This window comes from Streptomyces sp. TRM68367 (assembly GCF_014495685.1).
Classification (GTDB): Bacteria; Actinomycetota; Actinomycetes; order Streptomycetales; family Streptomycetaceae; genus Streptomyces.
Genome location: NZ_JACTVI010000050.1, coordinates 40,448 through 62,386, shown reverse-complemented (window position 1 = coordinate 62,386; position 21,939 = coordinate 40,448). Strand labels below are relative to the sequence as shown.

The 21,939-nt window shown below is 71.5% G+C and carries 22 protein-coding genes; 13 read left to right on the top strand and 9 right to left on the bottom strand.

All coding sequences use genetic code 11. The annotated features are described in order from the left end of the window. Positions 1-418 precede the first annotated feature (418 nt). A complete protein-coding gene (locus H8R17_RS27530) occupies positions 419-1,312 on the top strand; it encodes a biotin--[acetyl-CoA-carboxylase] ligase (protein WP_187825910.1) in 894 nt (297 codons plus the stop codon). A gap of 162 nt (positions 1,313-1,474) precedes the next feature. Then, a complete protein-coding gene (locus tag H8R17_RS27525; RefSeq protein WP_187825909.1) occupies positions 1,475-2,641 on the top strand; it encodes an adenylate/guanylate cyclase domain-containing protein in 1,167 nt (388 codons plus the stop codon). 25 nt (positions 2,642-2,666) lie between these two features. Here H8R17_RS27525 and H8R17_RS27520 read toward each other — a convergent pair whose 3' ends face one another. Continuing rightward, positions 2,667-3,287 (bottom strand): hypothetical protein, encoded by a 621-nt coding sequence (locus tag H8R17_RS27520; RefSeq protein WP_187825908.1) that lies wholly within the window; start codon positions 3,285-3,287, stop codon positions 2,667-2,669. 200 nt (positions 3,288-3,487) lie between these two features. Between H8R17_RS27520 and H8R17_RS27515 the strand changes: the two genes are divergently transcribed. The 3 genes from H8R17_RS27515 to hutH all read left to right on the top strand — a co-directional run bounded on the left by H8R17_RS27515 (position 3,488) and on the right by hutH (position 7,651). Continuing rightward, positions 3,488-4,288 carry an enoyl-CoA hydratase/isomerase family protein gene (locus H8R17_RS27515; RefSeq protein ID WP_187825907.1) on the top strand — a complete coding sequence of 267 codons (801 nt, stop codon included), beginning with the start codon at positions 3,488-3,490 and terminating at the stop codon, positions 4,286-4,288. Between the two features lie 550 nt (positions 4,289-4,838). After that, complete coding sequence (locus tag H8R17_RS27510) at positions 4,839-5,999, top strand: diguanylate cyclase domain-containing protein (RefSeq protein WP_187825906.1); 1,161 nt, start codon at positions 4,839-4,841, stop codon at positions 5,997-5,999. A gap of 83 nt (positions 6,000-6,082) precedes the next feature. Beyond that, complete coding sequence (gene hutH / locus H8R17_RS27505; RefSeq protein ID WP_187825913.1) at positions 6,083-7,651, top strand: histidine ammonia-lyase; 1,569 nt, start codon at positions 6,083-6,085, stop codon at positions 7,649-7,651. Between the two features lie 261 nt (positions 7,652-7,912). Here the strand turns inward: hutH and H8R17_RS27500 are convergent, their stop codons facing one another. Next, a complete protein-coding gene (locus tag H8R17_RS27500) occupies positions 7,913-8,224 on the bottom strand; it encodes an LPXTG cell wall anchor domain-containing protein (protein WP_187825905.1) in 312 nt (103 codons plus the stop codon). A 120-nt stretch (positions 8,225-8,344) separates the two neighbouring features. Between H8R17_RS27500 and H8R17_RS27495 the strand changes: the two genes are divergently transcribed. Further along, a complete protein-coding gene (locus tag H8R17_RS27495) occupies positions 8,345-8,689 on the top strand; it encodes a hypothetical protein (RefSeq protein WP_187825904.1) in 345 nt (114 codons plus the stop codon). A gap of 201 nt (positions 8,690-8,890) precedes the next feature. Continuing rightward, positions 8,891-10,159: an Ig-like domain-containing protein gene (locus tag H8R17_RS27490; RefSeq protein ID WP_187825903.1), complete on the top strand. Its 1,269-nt coding sequence runs from the start codon at positions 8,891-8,893 to the stop codon at positions 10,157-10,159. 101 nt (positions 10,160-10,260) lie between these two features. On the opposite strand, the gene H8R17_RS27485 is transcribed toward H8R17_RS27490, so the two are convergent. Beyond that, entirely contained in the window at positions 10,261-10,644 is a 384-nt protein-coding gene (locus H8R17_RS27485; RefSeq protein WP_187825902.1) for a VOC family protein, read from the bottom strand. Between the two features lie 468 nt (positions 10,645-11,112). Further along, positions 11,113-12,153 (bottom strand): NAD(P)-dependent alcohol dehydrogenase, encoded by a 1,041-nt coding sequence (locus H8R17_RS27480; protein WP_187825901.1) that lies wholly within the window; start codon positions 12,151-12,153, stop codon positions 11,113-11,115. A gap of 175 nt (positions 12,154-12,328) precedes the next feature. On the opposite strand from H8R17_RS27480, the gene H8R17_RS27475 reads away from it, so the two are divergent. Beyond that, on the top strand, positions 12,329-13,255 hold the full coding sequence (locus H8R17_RS27475; RefSeq protein WP_187825900.1) for a helix-turn-helix domain-containing protein: 927 nt from the start codon (positions 12,329-12,331) through the stop codon (positions 13,253-13,255). A 157-nt stretch (positions 13,256-13,412) separates the two neighbouring features. Here the strand turns inward: H8R17_RS27475 and msrA are convergent, their stop codons facing one another. Further along, complete coding sequence (msrA, locus tag H8R17_RS27470; protein WP_187825899.1) at positions 13,413-14,081, bottom strand: peptide-methionine (S)-S-oxide reductase MsrA; 669 nt, start codon at positions 14,079-14,081, stop codon at positions 13,413-13,415. Positions 14,082-14,167: 86 nt separating this feature from the next. After that, complete coding sequence (locus tag H8R17_RS27465; RefSeq protein WP_187825898.1) at positions 14,168-15,286, bottom strand: hypothetical protein; 1,119 nt, start codon at positions 15,284-15,286, stop codon at positions 14,168-14,170. A gap of 190 nt (positions 15,287-15,476) precedes the next feature. Between H8R17_RS27465 and H8R17_RS27460 the strand changes: the two genes are divergently transcribed. Further along, positions 15,477-16,631 (top strand): cystathionine gamma-synthase, encoded by a 1,155-nt coding sequence (locus tag H8R17_RS27460; protein WP_187825897.1) that lies wholly within the window; start codon positions 15,477-15,479, stop codon positions 16,629-16,631. 34 nt (positions 16,632-16,665) lie between these two features. On the opposite strand, the gene H8R17_RS27455 is transcribed toward H8R17_RS27460, so the two are convergent. From H8R17_RS27455 to H8R17_RS27445, 3 genes are all read right to left on the bottom strand, one after another. Then, entirely contained in the window at positions 16,666-16,914 is a 249-nt protein-coding gene (locus tag H8R17_RS27455; protein ID WP_187825896.1) for a hypothetical protein, read from the bottom strand. 193 nt (positions 16,915-17,107) lie between these two features. Beyond that, positions 17,108-17,611 carry a sigma factor-like helix-turn-helix DNA-binding protein gene (locus H8R17_RS27450; protein ID WP_187825895.1) on the bottom strand — a complete coding sequence of 168 codons (504 nt, stop codon included), beginning with the start codon at positions 17,609-17,611 and terminating at the stop codon, positions 17,108-17,110. 196 nt (positions 17,612-17,807) lie between these two features. Then, the gene (locus H8R17_RS27445) at positions 17,808-18,311 is read right to left on the bottom strand and encodes a MarR family winged helix-turn-helix transcriptional regulator (protein ID WP_187825894.1); all 504 of its coding nucleotides are present in this window, start codon (positions 18,309-18,311) and stop codon (positions 17,808-17,810) included. 160 nt (positions 18,312-18,471) lie between these two features. On the opposite strand from H8R17_RS27445, the gene ilvA reads away from it, so the two are divergent. From ilvA to H8R17_RS27425, 4 genes are all read left to right on the top strand, one after another. After that, positions 18,472-19,701 (top strand): threonine ammonia-lyase, encoded by a 1,230-nt coding sequence (ilvA, locus tag H8R17_RS27440; RefSeq protein ID WP_187825893.1) that lies wholly within the window; start codon positions 18,472-18,474, stop codon positions 19,699-19,701. Positions 19,702-19,902: 201 nt separating this feature from the next. Beyond that, positions 19,903-20,880, top strand: coding sequence for an ATP-binding cassette domain-containing protein (locus tag H8R17_RS27435; RefSeq protein ID WP_187825892.1), 978 nt, complete (start codon positions 19,903-19,905; stop codon positions 20,878-20,880). Continuing rightward, positions 20,877-21,080, top strand: a complete 204-nt coding sequence (locus tag H8R17_RS27430; protein ID WP_187825891.1) for an integral membrane transport protein — start codon at positions 20,877-20,879, stop codon at positions 21,078-21,080. The genes H8R17_RS27435 and H8R17_RS27430 overlap by 4 nt, the downstream gene beginning before the upstream one ends. Next, entirely contained in the window at positions 21,077-21,877 is an 801-nt protein-coding gene (locus H8R17_RS27425) for an ABC transporter permease (protein ID WP_187825890.1), read from the top strand. Before H8R17_RS27430 ends, H8R17_RS27425 begins: the two co-directional genes overlap by 4 nt. Positions 21,878-21,939 lie beyond the last annotated feature (62 nt).

Below are 21,939 nucleotides of genomic sequence, written 5' to 3'. Positions count from 1 at the left end.
GCCCTGTCTGGCAAAGGGGAAGGAATCTGCCAGACACCAACCTCCCAACCAGACACACCGTAATTAAGCAGCGACACACCACTAGTGCTCCGGCTGGCAACGTTTGCCCGTCAAGGAGCGGCGTCCGGTGCATGCTCTCGGCGTGCCGGCCGGAAGTCCTCGTACTGGATGTACTTGGGCTTCGGCCGGTGCGGCGAGAGGGCGTGCCGGGCGTCGCGACGGGGCGAACGTTGCCTGCCGGGGCACTAGGGAACCGGCGGCGCGGCGGCCAACGTCGTGCGTACGACCAAGGTGCGCGGCGGGACACGTCGGAGGGGTGTCACCACGTGAGTGGTCGAGCGCCCGTGAACCTCAGCCCCGCGGGGCTGGAATCCACTCCCTCTGCGGGGTGGAGGATGTCAAACCTAGGGTGGCTTGCATGAAGACGCCATCAGGTGGAGATGGAAACACGCCCAACGGGCCCCGTGAGCCGAGGTCGAGCCGATGGTCCGACCTCGGCCGCCCGCCCCTCAATGCCGCCGCCCTGCGCCGGGCACTCGTGCGCGAGGGGGGCCTGTGGTCGCAGGTGGAGGTGGTGCAGAGCACTGGCTCCACCAACTCCGACCTGGTGGAGCAGGCCGCGCGGGGCGGGGCGGCCGAGGGCGCGGTCCTCGTCGCCGAGGAGCAGACCGCCGGCCGCGGCCGCCTCGACCGGCAGTGGACGGCACCGGCCCGCTCGGGCCTGTTCTTCTCGGTGCTGCTGACCCCGGCCGAGGTCCCGGTTGCCCGCTGGGGCTGGCTGCCGCTGCTGACCGGGGTCGCGGTGGCGACGGGACTGTCCCGGGCGGCGGGCGTCGATACGGCGCTGAAGTGGCCGAACGATCTGCTGGTGACCGTGGGCGGCGAGGAACGCAAGGCCGGCGGGATCCTCGCGGAGCGGGCGGGCGACGACGGCGTGGTGGTGGGGGTCGGCATCAACGTCACGCTCCGGGCGGACGAGCTGCCGGTCCCGCAGGCCGGGTCGCTGGCGCTGGCCGGGGCGGTGAGCACGGACCGGGATCCGCTGCTGCGGGCGGTGCTGCGGGCGCTGGAGGACTGGTACGGGCGGTGGCGGGGTGCCGGGGGTGATCCCGTGGCGTGCGGGCTGCAGGAGACGTATGCGGCGGGGTGCGCGACGTTGGGGCGGGTCGTGCGGGCCGAGCTGCCGGGGGAGCGGTCGTTGACGGGGGAGGCCGTGGCGATCGACGGCGACGGGAGGCTGGTGCTGGCGACGGAGGACGGGGTACAGGAGCCGGTGGGGGCGGGGGACATCGTTCACTTGCGACCGGCGTGAGCGTGCCAGCTCAGCCCGTCCGGCGCTTGTGCGGGCATGGGTGACTCAACGGTGCCGGTACGGTGCCGTCGGCCCAACCGGACGGAGTGAGCTGGCGCACATCTGACGTAAAGTTGGAGGCCGGTCGATACCTGACCGTGACAGATCGGAAGGGCAGCACGCGTGACCGTCGACGACTCGGGCTCCGGCACGGACGCGCAGAGGCGGCTGGACCCTCCTCCACCCTCGGCTTCGCTCGAGCGGGGAGACCCCCAGCCCGCCGAGTCCGGCGAGGACCCGCTCGCTCTGCGCCTCGAAGGGCTCATCCTGGGCGCGGAGCGGCGCTACACCCCCTTCCAGGCGGCCCGCAGCGCGGGTGTCTCCCTGGAGCTGGCCACCCGCTTCTGGCGGGCCATGGGTTTCGCCGACATCGGGCAGGCCAAGGCGCTCACCGAGGCCGACGTGCTGGCCCTGCGGCGGCTGGCCGGTCTCGTCGAGGCGGGCCTGCTGAGCGAGGCCATGGCCGTCCAGGTGGCCCGGTCCACCGGGCAGACCACCGCCCGGCTGGCGGAATGGCAGATCGACTCCTTCCTGGAGGGCCTGACCGAGCCCCCCGAGCCGGGGATGACCCGCACCGAGGTGACGTATCCCCTCGTCGAGCTGCTGCTGCCGGAGCTGGAGGAGTTCCTCGTCTACGTCTGGCGGCGCCAGCTGGCCGCCGCCACCGGCCGGGTCGTGCAGGCCGCCGACGACGAGGAGATGGTCGACCGCAGGCTCGCGGTCGCCTTCGCCGACCTGGTCGGCTTCACCCGGCTGACCCGCCGTATGGAGGAGGAGGAGCTGGGCGAGCTCGTCGAGGCCTTCGAGACGACCGCCGCCGACCTGGTGGCCGCGCGCGGCGGCCGGCTCATCAAGACGCTCGGCGACGAGGTGCTGTACGCCGCCGACGACGCGGGTACGGCCGCCGAGATCGCGCTGCGCCTCATCGAGACCATGGCGCACGACGAGACGATGCCGGAGCTGCGGGTCGGCATGGCCTTCGGCACGGTGACGACCCGGATGGGTGACGTCTTCGGTACGACCGTCAACCTGGCCTCCCGACTCACCTCCATAGCCCCCAAGGACACCGTCCTGGTCGACAGCGCGTTCGCCGAGGAACTGGTCCGCACGGGCGACGCCCCCGCCTCCGAGGCGCAGGCGGCCGAGGCGGCGGCCACGGCGGAGAAGGAGGGCGAGGAGCCGCCGGCGTACCGGTTCGGGTTGCAGCCGATGTGGCAGCGGCCGGTGCGTGGGCTGGGGGTCGTGGAGCCGTGGCTGCTGGCCCGGCGGGGCGGGCCGGCGCCGTCGTAGGCACGCGCGGCCGTCGTGGGCGCCGTCAGCGGTCCCCGTCCGTGGAGCCGACGCACACCCCGATGACCGGCACGCACAGGCCGGGGTCGTCCGGCCGGCCCGGCACGGGGCGGTCCGGCCGGTCCGGTTGTGAGGGCGGGGCGGTGGGTGGGGTGCGGCTCGGCGGGGCTGTGGTGCCCGTCGCTGGCGGGTGACGTGGGGCAGCGGGCTCTGGACGGTCGCTCACCGCGGCGGGATTCGTCATGGGCGTGGATCTGGATGTGGATGTGGGTTTGGGGGCGGGCGGAGGGGTGGTTTCGGAGAAGAGCGACGATGCGGCGGGGCTGACCGGTCTGCCTCTCGTCGTGGGCGTACCCGGACCGCCCAGGGGCGATGTCGCCGACGGGCTCACCACGGGTACGGCGTCGGCGGCGACGGACGACCGGTCCGTGCCGTCGGGATCCGCGCTCGTGGCCCGGCCCTGGTCGGACTGGGCCTCGGTGGTGCCGATACCGCCGGTGCCGGAACCGGGGATCAGCCGTACGAGGCTCAGGGCGCCGGCGGCCAGGGCGAGGCCGCCGGTGGCGAGCAGGACCTTGCGGGGGCGGGGTTTGCGGTGGCGGCCGCGCCCGCTGCTCTGCGGTGCCGGTGTGTCTGTCGTCGTCATCGCGTTCCCTCCCCGAGGCGCACGGCGCCCCCGATGCGCCGTCGCGGAGCGCACGCTATGCGCCGGGGCGGAACGTGGGGCGTGAGTCGGCGAGATGTCACTCGAACGGGGAATCGGCCGCCGGCGCTTTCCCGGGGCGCGGTCGGCTGCGATGATCGGGGCCGATGCTGTTAACCCGCGTTAACGTCTCGGAGGGTGTCATGAGTGAGGAGCGGTTCGGGGAGTTCGTGCTGGTGCGGCGGCACGAGGAGGGGCGTGTGGCGGAGCTCGTCCTCGACCGGCCGAAGGCCATGAACGCCGTGTCGACCGGGATGGCGCGGTCCATCGCCGGGGCGTGCGAGGCGTTGGAGGCCGACCGGGGCGTACGGGTGGTGGTGCTGACCTCGACGCATGAGCGGGCGTTCTGTGTCGGGGCGGATCTGAAGGAGCGGAACTCCCTGAGCGACGCGGAGCTGGTGCGGCAGCGGCCGGTGGCGCGGGGTGCGTACACCGGGGTGCTGGAGCTGGCGGTGCCGACGGTGGCGGCGGTGCACGGGTTCGCGCTGGGGGGTGGGTTCGAGCTGGCGTTGGCCTGTGACCTGATCGTGGCCGACCGTACGGCGGTGGTGGGGTTGCCGGAGGTGTCGGTGGGGGTGATTCCGGGGGGTGGCGGTACGCAGTTGCTGCCGCGGCGCGTGGGGGCGGCGCGGGCGGCGGAGCTGATCTTCTCGGCGCGGCGGGTGGAGGCCGGGGAGGCGCGGGAGCTGGGGCTCGTGGACGAACTGGTGGAGGCCGGGCGGGACCGGGAGGAGGCGCTGGCGTTGGCCTCCCGCATCGCGGCGCATTCGCCTGTCGGCCTGCGGGCGGCGAAGCGGGCGCTTCGGCTGGGGCACGGGTTGGATCTGCGGGCCGGGTTGGAGGTGGAGGACGCGGCGTGGCGGGCGGTGGCGTTCTCCGTGGACCGGGCGGAGGGGGTGGCGGCGTTCAACGAGAAGCGGAAGCCGGTGTGGCCGGGGGAGTGACTGTCGGTTGGCGTGGGCCGGGGTCGGGGCACGCGGCCCGGCGCTTGCGGGGTGCCTCCCCCACGCTCGAACGAGCTCGCGCGGGGGTACCTCCATCGCCCGCCCGTGCCGCCCTGGGGGTACCCTTCCAGGCCCTCAAGGCACCGGGGGAGGCGCGCATGCCCGCAGTTGCGGCGGCTGTGTGTGTCTGCGGCTGCGGCGTCTGCGGGTGTCCGTGGCTGCGGCGGCTTTGATTGCTGTGGGGTGGGCGCCGCCCCAGTGGCACCACTGGCCGCAGCTACGACGGCGCGACTGCCGTGGCTTGCGGCATCGCCGGGCGTCGTTGTCGGGTGTGGTCTGCCGGTTTCCAGCCCGTCCGGCGGTTGAGGATGAGGCCGTCAGGCCGAGGGGGTCTGGGGGCGCAGCCCCCAGGGACGCGCGCCACGACGTGCCCGCAGATGCAGACGCACCGCAGCCACCTCACCCGCCGCACCACCCCCCGCACCCACAAACGGCCCAACCGCCGGAGGCCCACGTCTCGGTTTGTCGGAAACATCCCTAGCCTGGAGTGATGGGTGACGACAGCCGGCTGGCGTCCGTGGTGGCCTTGGCGCAGGGCATGGCGGCCGCGCACAGTTCGCGTGAGGCGTGGCGGGCGGCGGCAGCCGGTGCGTGCCGGGCGCTCGGCGGGAGCTTCGCCGCGCTGTCGATGTGGGAGCGGGAGCTCGGACGGCTCAGGGTGCTCGTGAATGTCGGGGAGCTGGCCGAGGGGGAGGAGGAGTTCCCGGAGGACGAGTCCTATCCCGTGCATCAGTTCGCGGAGATCACCGAGTTCCTGCACGAGCAGTGGGCGGGGGGCGGGGAGCCCGGCGCCTGGGTGGAGACGGCTGAGGGGCCTGCGGCGGGGCGGCGGCCGGGGTACTGCCATCAGCGTGTTGCCGCACTGCGGCGCCGCGGGCGCGGGTGCTGCGTGGTCGCTCCCATCATCCTGCACGGGCGTGCGTGGGGTGAGCTGTACGTCGCCCGCCCCGTCGGCGCACCCGTCTTCGACCGTGCCGACGCCGACTTCGCCACCGTCCTGGCCTCCGTCGTCGCCGCCGGGATCGCCCAGACCGAGCGGCTGGAGGAGGCCCGCAGGCTGGCGTACACCGACGCGCTCACCGGACTCGCCAACCGCCGGGCCGTCGACGTACACCTGGAACGGGCCGTCGAGCGGCACCGGCGCGACGGTGCCGTCGTCAGTCTGGTCGTCTGTGATCTCAACGGGCTCAAGCGGGTCAACGACACCCACGGGCACGCCGTCGGCGACCGCCTCCTGGAGCGCTTCGGGTCCGTGCTGTCGCTGTGCGGGGCGATGCTGCCGGGCACGCTCGCGGCGCGGCTCGGCGGGGACGAGTTCTGTCTGCTCGCCGTCGGCCCGCCCTCCGACGAGGTCGTGAAGGCGGCCGACGAACTGTGCCGCCGCGCCGCCGAGTTGGAGCTCGGCGAGGGCGTGGCCTGCGGGGTCGCGTCCACCGAGGACGCCATCGGTTCCGTCCGCTCCGCCCGCCGCCTGTTCCGGCTGGCCGACGCCGCCCAGTACCGGGCCAAGGCCGAACGCGCGGACCGGCCCGTCGTCGCCGGGCGTGAAGGGCCCGACGACCCCGTCGTACGGCTCGCGGACGCGCCCTCCGAGGAGGCGAACGGGGAGCGGCGGCGGTTCCGCGGGCGGCACGCACCCCCGGAGCCGTAGGACGCCATCGGAGTCGTAAGGGGTGAACCCGGGACCCAGTGATGACATCTTCGAATTCACTGCGTACGCTCCTGAATATGGATATGCACACAGTGGTGGTGGGGACGTCCGGCGTGACCGCGGCCGACGTGCTCGCCGTGGCGCGCGCCGGCGCCCGCATCGAGCTCTCCGCGGAGGCGCTGGCCGCCCTCGCCGCGGCCCGCGAGATCGTGGACGCGCTGGCCGCCAAGCCCGATCCCGTCTACGGCGTCTCCACCGGCTTCGGCGCACTCGCCACCCGGCACATCAGCCCGGAGCTGCGAGCGCAGCTCCAGCGCAACATCGTCCGCTCGCACGCCGCCGGCATGGGGCCGCGGGTCGAGCGCGAGGTCGTCCGCGCCCTGATGTTCCTGCGCCTGAAGACCGTCTGCTCCGGGCACACCGGCGTCCGGCCCCAGGTCGCACAGACCATGGCCGACATCCTGAACGCCGGCATCACGCCGGTCGTGCACGAGTACGGCTCCCTCGGCTGCTCCGGCGACCTGGCCCCGCTGTCCCACTGCGCGCTCACGCTCATGGGGGAGGGGGACGCCGAGGGCCCGGACGGTGTCGTACGGCCCGCCCCCGAACTGCTCGCCGCGCACAGGATCCGGCCCGTCGAACTGCGCGAGAAGGAGGGCCTCGCCCTCCTCAACGGCACCGACGGCATGCTCGGCATGCTGGTCATGGCCCTCGCCGACCTGGAGACGCTGTACAAGTCCGCCGACGTCACCGCCGCCCTCACCCTTGAGGCCCTCCTCGGCACCGACAAGGTCCTCGCCCCCGAGCTGCACGCCATCCGCCCCCACCCGGGCCAGGCCGCCAGCGCCGCCAACATGCTGGCCGTACTGAGGGATTCGGGCCTGACCGGGCACCACCAGGACGACGCGCCCCGCGTCCAGGACGCCTACTCGGTGCGCTGCGCCCCGCAGGTCGCCGGCGCCGGACGCGACACCCTGGCCCACGCGCGCGTGGTCGCCGAACGCGAGCTGGCGTCGGCGGTGGACAACCCGGTGGTGTTGCCTCGGGGCACCTCCGAGGCTTTCGGCACCGGGGAAGGGCGCGTGGAGTCCAACGGCAACTTCCACGGCGCCCCGGTGGCCTATGTCCTCGACTTCCTCGCCATCGCCGCCGCAGACCTCGGCTCCATCGCCGAGCGCCGCACCGACCGGCTGCTCGACAAGAACCGCAGCCATGGTCTGCCGCCGTTCCTCGCCGACGACGCCGGCGTCGACTCCGGCCTGATGATCGCCCAGTACACGCAGGCCGCGCTGGTGAGCGAGCTGAAGCGGCTGGCCGTACCGGCGTCGGCGGACTCGATCCCGTCCTCCGCGATGCAGGAGGACCACGTATCGATGGGCTGGTCGGCAGCGCGCAAGCTGCGCACGGCCGTCGACAACCTCACGCGCGTGCTCGCCGTCGAGCTGTACGCCGCCACGCGCGCGATCGAGCTGCGCGAGGGCCTGACCCCGGCACCCGCGACGCAGGCCGTGATCGACGCCGTACGCAAGGCCGGTGCCGCCGGTCCGGGCCCCGACCGGTTCCTGGCGCCCGACCTGGCCGCGGCGGATGCGTTCGTGCGCGAGGGGCGGCTGGTCGCGGCGGTGGAGAGCGTCACCGGGCCGTTGCGGTAAGGGGTCCTTGCACTATGCCCGCCCGGGTCGCGTGGTCTGGCACCGCACCTCGCCGCGTTGCCGAAAAGCCCCAGTAGCTCCTCCCCCACTCTCGGCTCCGCTCGAGCCGGGGCACCCCCATCGAGGGCTCTCCGGCGCCTTGCGATGCACGGCACCAGACCACGCGACCTCATCTGGCGCTCATGGTGCGAGGACCCCTGTGGGGCATGAGGCCCTGTCCGCAGTGGACGGGGCCTCAGAAACGGTGAGCCGGACGGGGCCTCAGAGGCCGAGGCGCTCCCGCCGCATCGAATACACCACGAATCCGGCGCCCAGCGTCAGGGAGACCGTGCCGCCGACGACATAGGGCGTGGTGTCGAAGCTTCCGGTGGCGGCCAGCCGGGCCTGTCTCGCTTGCGCCTCGGTCTCGGACGCGTCCGCCGGCACCGCCTTGGCCTGTGTCGTCGAGGTCGTCGAGTGGGCGACTCTCGCCGAGGCGTCCGCCGTCGCGTTCGCGGAGGGAACGAACCACAGGGCGCCCAGCAGGGTGCCCGCGGCGGTGGCGGTCAGCAGCGGACGGCGCACGGATGACACGGAATATCGATCCCCTTGTGGTCCTGGCCAATTGGCCTGTGGGTTGGCCGTGTGGGGCGATGTTAGTGAAAGCGCGGGTCACGGGAAAGTCACGGGAGCTGTGAGCCTTACCCTCCGATCATGAGTACTGCAGAGACATCACGATATGTCCGGCTTCGCGTAGACCTGGTTCTCGAAGTCGGCGACACCGACGCGGTAACCAAGGCCGCGCTGCGCCGGATCGCGGACGACTCCGAGCTGCCGGCCTCGGAGCGGGTCCACGCCGAGAGCGCTGTGACGGAAGACACGGCGGAGGCCCTCGCCCATCTCGTTGATCCGTTCGGCCTGGTCAGCGAGGTGCCGGGGGTCGAGCTCCAGCAGGCGTCCTGGAGCGGTGAGCGGATCGACTACGACCCTGACTCGCCGGACTGGGATCTCGACGGGGATGATGGGGAAGACGACGACGAAGAAGAAGAGGCCGGCTGAGGCGTCTTGGGGGAATTGATGGCCCCGGGCGGCAACCGCCGTCCGGGGTTTTGTCGTCTCATGAGGCGCACTGACCGACACCCGCACCAGCCGCCCGCGCGGACGTGGTGCGCCCCACCTCCGAAGAAGGTGGAACGGGACGGGTCGTAGCGTTGAAAGCTCTTGACGGGGACTCTCGGGGTTTTTCGGGATTCGGCAACGATGGAGAAACGTGTGATTGCGAACAGTAAGCGGCGCAGGGGCCTGACGGTCGCGTCCGCGCTGCTCGGCGGTGTCCTGGTGCTCTCGGCGTGCTCCGGCGGCGGGGACGGCGCCTCGGGCGGCGGCGGCAAGGACTCCTCGCAGGCCAAGGCCGACGAGGCGGCCGCCAAGAAGACCTCCGAGGCCCAGATCAAGATCACACCGAAGGACGGCTCCGACAACGCCTCCATCAACAACTCGGCCGCCGTGACCGTGAGCAAGGGGACGCTCACGGACGTCACGATGACGACGTCCGACGGCACCGCCGTCGAGGGCCAGATATCGGCCGACAAGAAGAGCTGGAAGCCCAGCGGCCAGCTGGAGCGCTCGACCACCTACAAGCTGGCGGCGGAGGCGAAGGACGTCAACGGCCGCGTCGCCCACGAGAACGCCTCGTTCACCACGGTCGCCCCGGCCAACAGCTTCATCGGCACGTTCACGCCGGACGACGGCACGACGGTCGGCGTCGGGATGCCGGTGTCGATCAACTTCGACAAGGCGATCACCAACAAGGCCGCCGTCCAGAAGGGCATCACGGTCACCTCCACCAGCGGCCAGGAAGTCGCCTGCCACTGGTTCAACGCCAACCGCATGGACTGCCGCCCCCAGGACTACTGGAAGGAAGGCTCCACCGTCACCCTGAAGCTGGCGCTCGACGGGGTCGAGGGCGCCGAGGGCGTGTACGGCGTCCAGCAGAAGACGGTCTCCTTCAAGATCGGCCGCAACCAGGTCTCGTACGTCGACGCGAAGACCAAGCAGATGCGGGTCACCCAGGACGGCAAGACCATCCGGACCATCCCGATCTCCGCCGGTTCGCCCAAGAACAAGACGTACCAGGGCATCATGGTGATGTCCGAGAAGTTCAAGGAAACCCGGATGAACGGCGCGACGGTGGGCTTCACCGACGACGACGGCAAGGGCGAGTACGACATCAAGGACGTGCCGCACGCCATCCGGCTGACCTCCTCCGGCACCTTCATCCACGGCAACTACTGGGGCGCCAAGTCCATCTTCGGCAACGTGAACACCAGCCACGGCTGTGTGGGCCTGCAGGACAAGAAGGGCGCCAACGACCCGAACGTGCCGGGTGCGTGGTTCTACGACAACTCGATGGTCGGTGACGTGGTCGTCATCACGAACACCGGCGACAAGACGGTCGCGCCGGACAACGGCCTCAACGGCTGGAACATCAAGAACTGGGCCGACTGGAAGGCCGGTTCCGCGCTCTGACGGAGCCGATCGGCAAGGCTCTGACTGCGCGCGGAGGCCGCCGTACTGCTCCGGTTCCTCGGCGGCCACCACGGCACTCCGTAGGAGGGGGACCCCGGGGATCAGCCGCCGCTGCCGTACGGGCGGGTGAGGATCTCCAGGTTGTGGCCGTTGGGGTCCTCGAAGTACGCGCCACGCCCGCCGTCGTTGTGGTTGATCTCGCCGGGGTGCCGGTGGTACGGGTCCGCCCAGTAGGTCAGACCGGCCTCCCGGATGCGGCCGAAGATCTCGTCGAACTCGTCCTCCGACACCAGGAAGGCGTAGTGCTGCGGCGTGATGTCGCCGGACTCGGCCAGGTAGTCGAGGGTCACGCCGTTGGGGATCTCCACCGGGACGAACGGGCCGAAGGGCGGGCTCACCTTCAGGCCCAGGAGGCCGGCGAGGAACCGGGCCGAGGCCTCCTTGTCATGTGCGGCGACAATGGTGTGGTTGAGCTGGACGGTCATCGTGCGGCCTCCTCGTACGTTCGCGTGCGGTGGCGCAGGTCTCGTACGTGCTCGTACCGGGCACGGATCCGTGTACCCCGGCACGGCTCCCACGCTAGGTCCGGCCCCCGCCCGCGGGCATCGGCCCTGCGGCGCATCCGCCTCCCGCGCTCGCCCTCGGGCTCGGGTCCTAGGTCCACCATCGGGTGCCTTGCCTTAGCAGAGGATCGGAGTGGGTGTGCGTGCAGTGGGAGTGAGTGCCGCCCTGGCGGTGGCCGTCGTCGGCGGGCCGCTGGCCGGCTGTTCGACATCGGACGGCGGAAGCGGCGCCGGCGCCGGCACGAAGGGGGACGGCTCGCGCAGCCAGGTCATCGGCGCCGGCCACGACGCCGCGGGACCGTCCGCCGCGCCCGGTGAGCTCGCCGCCGGCATGGGCGCCGACAACCAGATGGTCCAGATGGTCGGGATGAATCAGATGATCGGGATGAATCAGATGGTCGCGGTGTCGATCACGAACCGGTACCGCACATCGCTGCCCAGCACCCGCTCGTACGCCTCGTTGATCTGCTCGGCGCGGATCAGCTCGATCTCGGAACCGATGCCGTGCCCGGCGCAGAAGTCCAGCATCTCCTGGGTCTCCGCGATACCGCCGATCATGGAACCGGCGAGGGTCTTGCCGCCGCCGATCACCGAGAAGAGGTTGAGGGAGATCGGCTCCTCGGGGGCGCCCACGTTCACCAGCGCGCCCTCGGTCTTCAGCAGCGTCAGGTAGGCGTTGAAGTCCAGCGGGGCCGACACCGTCGACACGATAAGGTCGAAGGTGCCCGCGAGCTCCTCGAAGGTCTTCGGGTCGCTGGTGGCGTAGTAGTGGTCGGCGCCCAGCTTCAGGCCGTCGTCCTGCTTGCGCAGGGACTGCGACAGCACGGTCACCTCGGCGCCCAGCGCGTGCGCGATCTTCACGCCCATGTGGCCGAGGCCGCCCAGGCCGACGATCGCGACCTTCTTGCCGGGGCCGGCGTTCCAGCGCTTCAGCGGGGAGTACAGGGTGATGCCGGCGCACAGCAGGGGCGCGGCGACGTCGAGGGACAGGCCGTCGGGGATGCGGACGACGAAGCCCTCGTCGACGACGATCTTCTGCGAGTAGCCGCCGTAGGTGGGCTCGCCGTCCTTGCCGATGCCGTTGTACGTCGGGACGTTGCCCTTGACGCAGTACTGCTCCAGGCCGTCCTTGCAGTTCTCGCACTCGCGGCACGAGTCGACCATGCAGCCGACACCCACGCGGTCACCGACGGCGAACCGGGTCACGCCGGAGCCGACCGCCGAGACCACGCCCGCGATCTCGTGGCCGGGAACCATCGGGAAGAGCGCCTCGCCCCAGCCCTCGCGGGCCTGGTGGATGTCGGAATGGCAAATACCGGCGAACTCGATGTCGATCAGGACGTCGTGCTCGCCGACCGCACGCCGTTCGATGGTGGTGCGCTCCAACGGAGCCTTGGCGGCGGGCGCGGCGTATGCGGCAACAGTGGTCATGCCGGGGTTCTCCTAGCGGGGGTCCGTGCCCGGCTGCCTTCTGTTCCTGACCGGGCACGCCACCCAGCCTGCCGAACCGTCCGCCATTCACCCAGGCCACGGCTTTGCGTACGCACACCGTACGTACCACTGGCGGGGTCAGGATGCCCTGCGTACGACGGTGAATACTGGACGCATGGACATACAGCCCGAATCCGTACCCGAGGCCGGCACCGGCCTGGACCGGCGTGCCGAGCTCAGCGAGTTCCTGCGCACCCGGCGTGCCCGGCTGAAGCCGGAGGACGTGGGGCTGCCGGACTTCGGGCGGCACCGCCGGGTACCGGGGCTGCGCCGCGAGGAGCTGGCGCAGCTGGCCGGGGTGTCCGTGGCGTACTACACGCGCCTGGAGCAGGGCAACGGCCGCAACGTCTCGGCGGAGGTCCTCGACTCCATCGCCCGCGCGCTGCGGCTGACCGACGCCGAGCACGCGCATCTGACGCACCTGGCGAAGCCGAAGCAGCACAAGAAGAAGCCGGCGGCGCGCACCCGGCAGGTGCGGCCGGCGCTGCGTCATCTGTTGGACTCGATCGACGGCGTTCCGGCCTACATCACCGGCCGGCGCTCCGACATCCTCGCCTGGAACCGGTTGGCCGCGGCCCTCTTCGGCGACTGGGCCGAGCTGCCGGAGCAGGAGCGGAACTGGGCACGGCTGGTGTTCCTGCGGCCCGAGTACCGCGACCTGTACGTGGAGTGGGACCAGAAGGCGTCCGACGTGGTCAGCCACCTGCGCATGGACGCCGGCTGCCACCCGGACGACCCGCGCCTGTCCGCCCTCGTGGGCGAACTCTCCGTCAAGAGCGAGGAGTTCCGGCGCCTGTGGGCCACCCACGACGTCAAGGAGAAGGGCTACGGCATCAAACGCATCCGCCACCCCTTGGTCGGCGACCTCACCCTCAACTTCGAGTCCTTCCGCCTCCCCGACGACGGCGAACAGATGCTGATCACCTACCACGCCGAACCGGACTCCCCCTCAGCCGAGGCCCTACACCTCCTGGCCAGCTGGGGCACGGACGCGACCCGCTCGGGAACGGGCGCTTCGACCCCGTCGGGCCCCTCCGAGTGAACCCGACGGCACGCGGCCACCCCTTGACCACCCTTCGGCCGACGCCACACCGATGGGTCGCAAGGCGGTGCCCGTCGGACACGAGGCAACCCAGCCGCCCTCGGAAGGGGCACCTGGCCTGCCCCAGCCCCGCCGAGGCGAAGCGCGCCCGAAGCTGTCAGCCCTCTGCCCGGGCAACGCCGATCGGGCAGGACACCCCGGTCCCGCCCAGGCCGCAGTACCCGGCCGGGTTCTTGTCCAGGTACTGCTGGTGGTAGGCCTCCGCCGGGTAGAAGGGGCGGTCCTCGGACGGGAGGATCTCCGTGGTGATCGTGCCGTGGCCCGAGGCTGTGAGGACCTTCTGGTAGGCCTCGCGGGAGGACCTGGCGGTGGCTGCCTGTTCGGGGGTGTGGGTGTAGATCGCGGAGCGGTACTGGGTGCCCACGTCGTTGCCCTGGCGGAAGCCCTGGGTGGGGTCGTGGGACTCCCAGAAGGTCTTCAGGAGGCGCTCGTACGAGATCAGGTTCGGGTCGTAGACGACGCGGACGGCCTCCGTGTGGCCGGTCAGGCCCGAGCAGACCTCCTCGTACGTGGGGTTCTCGGTGTAACCGCCCTGGTAGCCGACCAGGGTCGTCCAGATCCTGGCCGGGAGCTGCCAGAACTTGCGCTCGGCGCCCCAGAAGCAGCCCAGGCCGAAGTCGGCGATCTCCAGGCCCTCGGGGTAGGGGCCGAGGAGTGGGTTGCCGAGGACGGTGTGGCGGTCGGGGACCGTGAACGCCGGCTCCGGGCGCCCGGGCAGGGCCTGCTCGGGGGTCGGCAGCTGGGGCGTACGGCTGTGCAGGAACATGCGGTCTCCAATCGGCGCCGGCGTCATCCACCTCAACGTGCGGGGCCCTGCCCGAATTCCGGCCAGGTGCCGGGGCCGAGCCGGGCTCAGTGCGGCAGGCTCGCCGGGCTGCCGCCGTTCGCCTCGTAGCCCGCCACCGCCAGGGCGCGGTAGACGGCGAACTCGGCGGCCGGGTCGGGGGAGAGGGTCCAGGGCAGGGCGCCCACGTGGCCGTCGATGTGTATCAGCTGGTTCATGGCCTCCGACCAGCGCTCGCTGCGCACCAGGAAGAAGACCAGCATGTGGCGGACGTGTGCCAGCATCGGGTCGTCCGGGCGGGCCGAGTGCACCGCGTGCAGCGCGCCGTGGATCGCCTTGGTGACGACCTCGCTCTGGTAGAAACCGGCGACGAGGTTCACCTCGGGCATGTGCTCGAACACCGCGAAGAGCGGCATCGCGGCCAGCAGGGAGCCCTTCGGCGCGCGGGCCGCCGCGGCCTCCGCGAACTCGTACGCCAGCTCGCGCGAGCCGTGCCACTTCTCGCACCAGTAGTGCAGGGCGGCCAGGTGGGCGCCCATGTGCGTCGGCGCGCGGTCCAGGATCTTCAGCCACAGCTGCTCGAACTCCGGGTGCGGATAGGCCAGTCCGCGGGCCACCGACAGCTCGACGATGTACGGGATGGGGTCGCCGGGGGCCAGCAGCGCCGCCTCGCCGCAGGCCGCCTTCGCCTCCTCCATGATGATCCGGAACTCGTCCGTCCCGGGCGTGGACGTCCGCCACGCCTGCTGCACCAGGAACTCGGCGTGCACCGCCGCACCGCCCGCGTCCTTGGGATGCTCGGCCCGCCACACCCGCAGCCACTGCCCGCCCGGCGCCTCGCTCACCCCGCCGGGCCGCTGCTGCAGCTCCAGCGAGGCGGCGCCCGCGAAGGCCTGCACACGCTGCCAGCGCCGCTCGCCCTCGGTCTCCGTGCCGGCCAGGAGCTGCTGGGCCGCGCGGTAGTCCTGGGTGCGCTGCACCAGGTCCAGGACGTCCAGCAGGTCCTGGTCCGGGCCGGGCATCCGGATGTCCAGCTCCTCCTCGCGGACGAAGCCGTAGTTCGCCGGGTCCGCGGCGTCCGGATGGTCGGGCGAGACCAGCCCGATCGCGCCCCGCCTGCGCCGCAGGAAGGGCAGCAGCACAAAGCCGAGCATGACCAGTGCGATCAGCACCCAGAGAATCTCCATACTCCAAGCGAACCAGACCGCGCCGACAATTGGCCAACCTCGTCGGCGGACCTGTGGAAAACCTCTCGCGGACGTTCCCGCCGGACCGCCGGACCGCCGGACCGCCGGACCGCCGGACCGCCGCCGCCAGGGCCGGCCGCCGCGATCCGCGCCCGCCATCCCGCCCGTCGGCGCACTACGCTCGGTGCCCATGAGCGACAGGCACATCAGTCAGCACTTCGAGACGCTCGCGATCCACGCGGGCAACACCGCCGACCCCCTGACGGGTGCGGTCGTCCCGCCGATCTACCAGGTGTCGACCTACAAGCAGGACGGCGTCGGCGGACTGCGCTGCGGCTACGAGTACAGCCGCAGCGCCAACCCGACCAGGACCGCACTGGAGGAGAACCTCGCCGCCCTGGAGGGCGGCCGCCGCGGCCTCGCGTTCGCGTCCGGACTGGCGGCCGAGGACTGCCTGTTGCGCACGCTGCTCACCCCCGGCGACCACGTGGTCATCCCCAACGACGCGTACGGCGGCACGTTCCGCCTCTTCGCGAAGGTCGTCGCCCGCTGGGGCGTGGAGTGGTCGGTCGCCGACACCAGCGACCCCGCCGCCGTACGGGCCGCCCTCACCCCGAAGACCAAGGTCGTCTGGGTGGAGACGCCGTCCAACCCCCTCCTGGGCATCACCGACATCGCCGCCGTCGCTCAGATCGCCCGGGACGCGGGCGCCCGCCTCGTCGTCGACAACACCTTCGCCACGCCGTACCTCCAGCAGCCGCTGTCCCTCGGCGCGGACATCGTCGTGCACTCCCTGACCAAGTACATGGGCGGGCACTCGGACGTGGTGGGCGGCGCGCTCGTCGCGGCCGACGCGGACCTGGGCGAGGAGCTGGCGTTCCACCAGAACGCGATGGGCGCGGTCGCCGGGCCCTTCGACTCCTGGCTGGTGCTGCGCGGCACCAAGACCCTGTCGGTGCGCATGGACCGGCACAGCGAGAACGCCAGCAAGATCGCCGACATGCTGACCCGGCACGCGCGCGTGACGCGGGTGCTGTACCCGGGGCTGCCGGAGCACCCCGGTCACGAGGTCGCCGCCAAGCAGATGCGGTCGTACGGCGGCATGGTCTCCTTCCAGGTCGCCGGCGGCGAGGAGACGGCCGTCGAGGTCTGCAACCGGGCCAGGGTGTTCACGCTCGGCGAGTCCCTCGGCGGCGTCGAGTCGCTGATCGAGCACCCCGGCCGCATGACGCACGCCTCCGCGGCCGGCTCGGCCCTGGAGGTGCCCGCCGATCTCGTACGCCTCTCCGTGGGCATCGAGAACGTCGACGACCTCCTGGAAGACCTGCAGCAGGCACTCGGCTGACCGGGGCGGGATCCCGGCCGGAACCCGCGGGGTCTCACCAGCCCGTGAGCGGTGGAGTCGTCTCCGACGGCGGCTCCACCCAGGGGCGGGTCATGACCGCCCACACGACGAACGCCACAGCCGCCGCGCACAGCAGCAGCCACATCAGACGGCGGGCGATCACCCTGCGCCGCAGCATGCGCCCGCCCCGGCGCACGGCCTGCGCGCACAGCTCGGGCGGCACCGACGGCGCCCCCTCCTCCAGGATCCGCCGCACGGCTGCGTCACGGTCGAGCCTGCTCATACGCGCCTCCCGGCGCCCGATCGCGTTGTGCGGGGAGCGCGGTGACGGAGGCCTGCACCGGAGCCAACCCGAGAGCGCCGGCCCACTCCGCCGCCGACGCGGCCCCGGACCCCGCGAGCGCCTTGATCCCCACAGGAGCGACCGCCGTACTCCCACCGGCTCATCCCGGCGCGACCGCCGCACTTCCGCCCGCTCATGACGGAGCCACCTTCGCGCCCAGCACCGCCGGGGCCGGTCCTCGCGGCTGGTGCAGCAGGGCCGTCTGCGCGCGGGCGCAGATCGCCCGGACACGGTCAGGGGACAGGCCGAGCTGCGCCGCCACCTGTTCATCGGCGACACCTTCGTACATCCGCAGGACCAGGATCAGTCGCTCCTGCGGGCTGAGCCGGGCCAGGGCGCTCGCGGGGTGCGGGCGGGCCCGCCCGAGGCCGCCGTAGTGATGCCACGCCCCGCGCGCGAAGCGGGCGGCAAGTTCCTGGCGGGTGCGGGCGTACGGGTCCTCGCCGCGCAGCCGGTCCCAGCACGCGTACGTGTGGGCCAGGGACAGGGTCAGCAGGCGTCGCGCGCGCGGGTTGTCGTCCGGCGCCTCCGCCGTCAGCAGCGTGGCGGCGTGCAGCAGCCGCCTGGCCGCGCCCGCGACGAACGCCTCGAACTCCCGGGCCCGCCGGGCACCTTGGGACGCATGCCGTGCTCGCACCGCGCCTCCCCCCTGAGGGCGACCCTGAGGATGCGGGTCCCGGCCGCCGTACGGCCTGTGCCGGCCGCGTACGACGAGGCCCCGGTCTCATATGAGGCCAGGGGTGGCCCGTCGGTCAAGACTCCGGGGCCGGAGTCGGGGCACACGCGCGTGCCGTCGGTGCCGTACCGGGGCCGTCGCTGCCGTGTCCGGCTGCTCAGGACGGCGACTCGGCCTCCGGCCCCGGGCCGTGGGCGGCCATCCGGGTGGACAGCGCGGTGTTGAACCGTGTCAGGAACGTGCAGAACGCCTCGCGCTCCTCCGGTGCCCAGTCCTGCGTCAGCTCGGCCATCAACTGACGCCGGGACGAGCGCACCTCTTCAAGACGCGACTGCCCGCGCGGGGACAGCTGGAGCACCACGGCCCGTCCGTCCTCGGGGTGTGAGGTGCGCTTGACCAGGCCGGTGTCGACGAGCGGAGCCACCTGCCGGGTGACCGTCGAGGAGTCGATCCCCATGCTCGCGGCGAGCGCCTTGACGCCCATCGGGCCTTCCGTGTCGAGGCGGTTGAGCAGCAGGTACGCGGCGCGGTCCATGGAGTTGCGCACCTGCCCGACCCCGCCGAGCCGGGTCTGTTCCGCACGGCGGGCGAACACCGCCACCTCGTGCTGGAGCGTGTCGAGAAGGCCGGTGTCACCGACGGTCGTCATGTCCATCGACATTTCAGGTGTTGTGGGCATGGCCGGGGGCTCACTTCATGAAGGGTGCTGGGTTGGGGGACAGGGTACGCGGACGGGAGGCGGGTCGTACCGGCGCTGCGCGAACCAGTCTCGGAGGTTGGTCACAGCGGCCGTTCCCGCCGTGAACTGCGATGCTTGAGTCATGAGCAACAGCACGGCTGACTCCTTGCGGGCGGTCACCCTCGACGATGTGCGCGGGGCCCAGAAGATGCTGTCGGGCGTGGCCCGGGTGACGGCGATGGAGGGCAGCAGGCACCTGTCCCAGCTGGTGGCCGCGCCGGTGCACCTCAAGTGCGAGAACCTCCAGCGGACGGGCTCGTTCAAGCTGCGCGGCGCCTACGTCCGGATCGCCGGACTGCTGCCCGAGGAGCGCGCCGCCGGAGTCGTGGCGGCGAGCGCGGGCAACCACGCTCAGGGCGTCGCCCTGGCGTCCGCGCTGCTCGGCGTGCGCTCCACGGTGTTCATGCCGAAGGGCGCCCCGCTGCCGAAGATCAGCGCGACGCGGGACTACGGCGCCGAAGTGCGCCTGCACGGGCAGGTGGTCGACGAGACGCTGGCCGCCGCGCAGGCGTACGCGGCCGAGACGGGCGCGGTGTTCATCCACCCGTTCGACCACCCCGACATCATCGCGGGCCAGGGCACGGTGGGCCTGGAGATCCTTGAGCAGTGCCCCGAGGTGGGCACGATCGTCGTCGGGATCGGCGGGGGCGGCCTCGCGGCCGGGATCGCGGTCGCGGTGAAGGCGCTGCGGCCGGACGTGCGGATCGTGGGTGTGCAGGCGCAGGGCGCGGCGGCCTATCCGCCCTCCCTGGCGGCCGGGCGGCCCGTCGCGATCGACAACCCGGTGACGATGGCCGACGGCATCAAGGTCGGGCGGCCGGGCGACGTGCCCTTCGGGATCGTCGGCGACCTTGTCGACGAGGTGCGCACTGTCACCGAGGACGAGCTGTCCACCGCGCTGCTGTTGTGCCTGGAGCGGGCCAAGCTGGTCGTGGAGCCGGCCGGGGCGAGCCCGGTCGCGGCGCTGCTGAGCGAGCCCGGCGCGTTCGAGGGACCGGTGGTGGCGGTGCTGTCCGGCGGCAACGTCGACCCGGTGCTGATGCAGCGCGTGCTGCGGCACGGCATGGCCGCGCAGGGCCGCTACCTGGCGGTTCGGCTGCGGCTGACGGACCGTCCTGGGGCGCTCGCGACGCTTCTCAGTGCGTTGTCAGTGGTCGACGCTAATGTCCTCGACGTGAGCCACGTACGAACCGACCCACGGCTCGGGCTCACGGAGGCGGAGGTCGAGCTGCACCTGGAGACGAAGGGCCCGGCGCACTGCGCCGAGGTGAACCAGGCCCTGCGCGACGCGGGCTACACGGTCATGGACTGACGCCCGCGGCCCGCACGGGCTCACCGCCGCGGCGAACGCCGAGGTCAGAGGCTCTTCGTCACTCGTTCGAGGAATTCCGTTGAGAGACGCGATACATCGCGTTATGGTGTGTCTTGTGTCACCACCCAATGCCGCCGCTGGGCGGAACAAAATGCACAAACCTAGGCTTTCCGACGAATCCTTAACGACATGGAGACTCATATGCCAGGCGCCATCTATGCCGAAGGCCTGGTCAAGACCTTCGGTGACGTAAGGGCTCTGGACGGCGTCGACCTCGATGTCCCCGAGGGCACGGTCCTGGGCCTGCTCGGGCCGAACGGCGCGGGCAAGACGACGACCGTCCGCTGTCTGACGACCCTGCTGCAGCCCGACAGCGGCCAGGCCGTCGTCGCGGGCATCGACGTGCTCAAACAGCCCGACGCCGTGCGCCGCTCCATCGGCCTGTCCGGCCAGTTCGCGGCGGTCGACGAGTACCTGACCGGCCGCGAGAACCTCCAGATGGTCGGCCAGCTCTACCAGATGAGGGCGAAGGCGGCCAAGGCCCGCGCGGCCGAACTGCTGCAGCAGTTCCGTCTCGTGGACGCCGCCGACCGCCCCGCCAAGACCTACTCCGGAGGCATGCGCCGCCGCCTCGACCTCGCGGCGGCCCTGGTCGTCCGCCCGCCCGTGATGTTCATGGACGAGCCGACGACCGGCCTCGATCCGCGCAACCGCCAGCAGCTGTGGGAGGTCATCAAGGACCTGGTCTCCGGCGGTACGACCCTGCTGCTGACCACGCAGTATCTGGAAGAGGCCGACCACCTCGCGCACGACATCGCGGTCGTCGACCACGGCCGCGTCATCGCCAAGGGCACCTCCGACCAGCTCAAGGCCCACACCGGCGGCGAGCGCGTCGAGGTCGTGGTGCACGAGCCGGAGCACATACGGACCGCCTCTGAAGTGCTGCGCGGTTTCGGCAAGGGCGACACCACGGTCGAGGAGCACATGCGCAAGCTCACCGTGCCCGTGACCGGCGGTGCCAAGCTGCTCGCCGAGGTCATCCGCGAGCTCGACACCCGCGGCATCGAGATAGACGACATCGGCCTGCGCCGCCCCACTCTCGACGACGTCTTCCTGTCCCTCACGGGACACGTGGCCGAGGCGAAGGACGAGGAGAACGACAAGGAGGCCGCCAAGTGAGCGCCGTCACCGACGCCGTGCGGGTCGCGCCGGCCGCGGACCCGGTCAGCCAGTCGATCCGGGACTCGATGGTGGTTGCGAGACGCAACCTGAACCGCATCTCCCGGACCCCGGATCCCGTTCGCTCGTATCGGCCAGGATTCATCTCGCCGCGCGTCCGAGACCGGCGGCCCAATGCCTGGAAGGGGCAGGTGAAGTGAGCGCCGTGAGCGATTCCCTGGTCATCACTCGTCGGAATCTGATCCGCATGCGTCGGATTCCCGAGATGATCATTTTTGGGCTGGTCCAGCCCATCATGTTCGTGGTGCTGTTCACCTACGTGTTCGGCGGCTCGATCCAGGTCGGCTCGTCCACCTCCACTCAGGCCTACCGTGAGTTTCTGATGGCTGGCATCTTCGCCCAGACCGTGACGTTCGCTACCGCGGGCGCTGGCGCGGGCATCGCCGACGACATGCACAAGGGCCTCGTCGACCGTTTCCGCTCCCTGCCCATGACGCGTGGTGCGGTGCTGACTGGCCGCACCATCGCCGACTCGGTGCAGACGGCGCTCACCCTCGTCGTCCTGGCGGTCGTCGCCGTGCTGATCGGCTGGCGCACGCACGAGAACTTCGGCAAGGTGCTCGCCGGGTTCGGCCTGCTCCTGCTGCTCGGGTACGCGTTCTCGTGGATCGGCGCGCTCATTGGCCTCTCCGTGCGCACTCCGGAAGCGGCGACCTCGGGCGGCCTGATCTGGCTGTTTCCGCTGACGTTCATCTCGAACGCGTTCGTGGACGCGAACATGATGCCGTCCTTCCTGCGGCACATCGCGGAGTGGAACCCGTTCAGCGCCACCGTGCAGGCGTGCCGTGAGCTTTTCGGCAACCTTCCCCCGGGCTTCCGGACACCCGACGCCTGGCCCATGCAACACCCGGTGTGGGCCTCGCTGATCTGGTCGGTCCTGATCCTCCTGATCTTCCGTACGCTCGCGGTGCGCAAGTACCGCCGGGCGTCCGGTTGATCACGCTTCTTCGCAGGCGAACGCCGAGGCCGCTCGCGGAGACGGGGCATCGGAAGTACCTG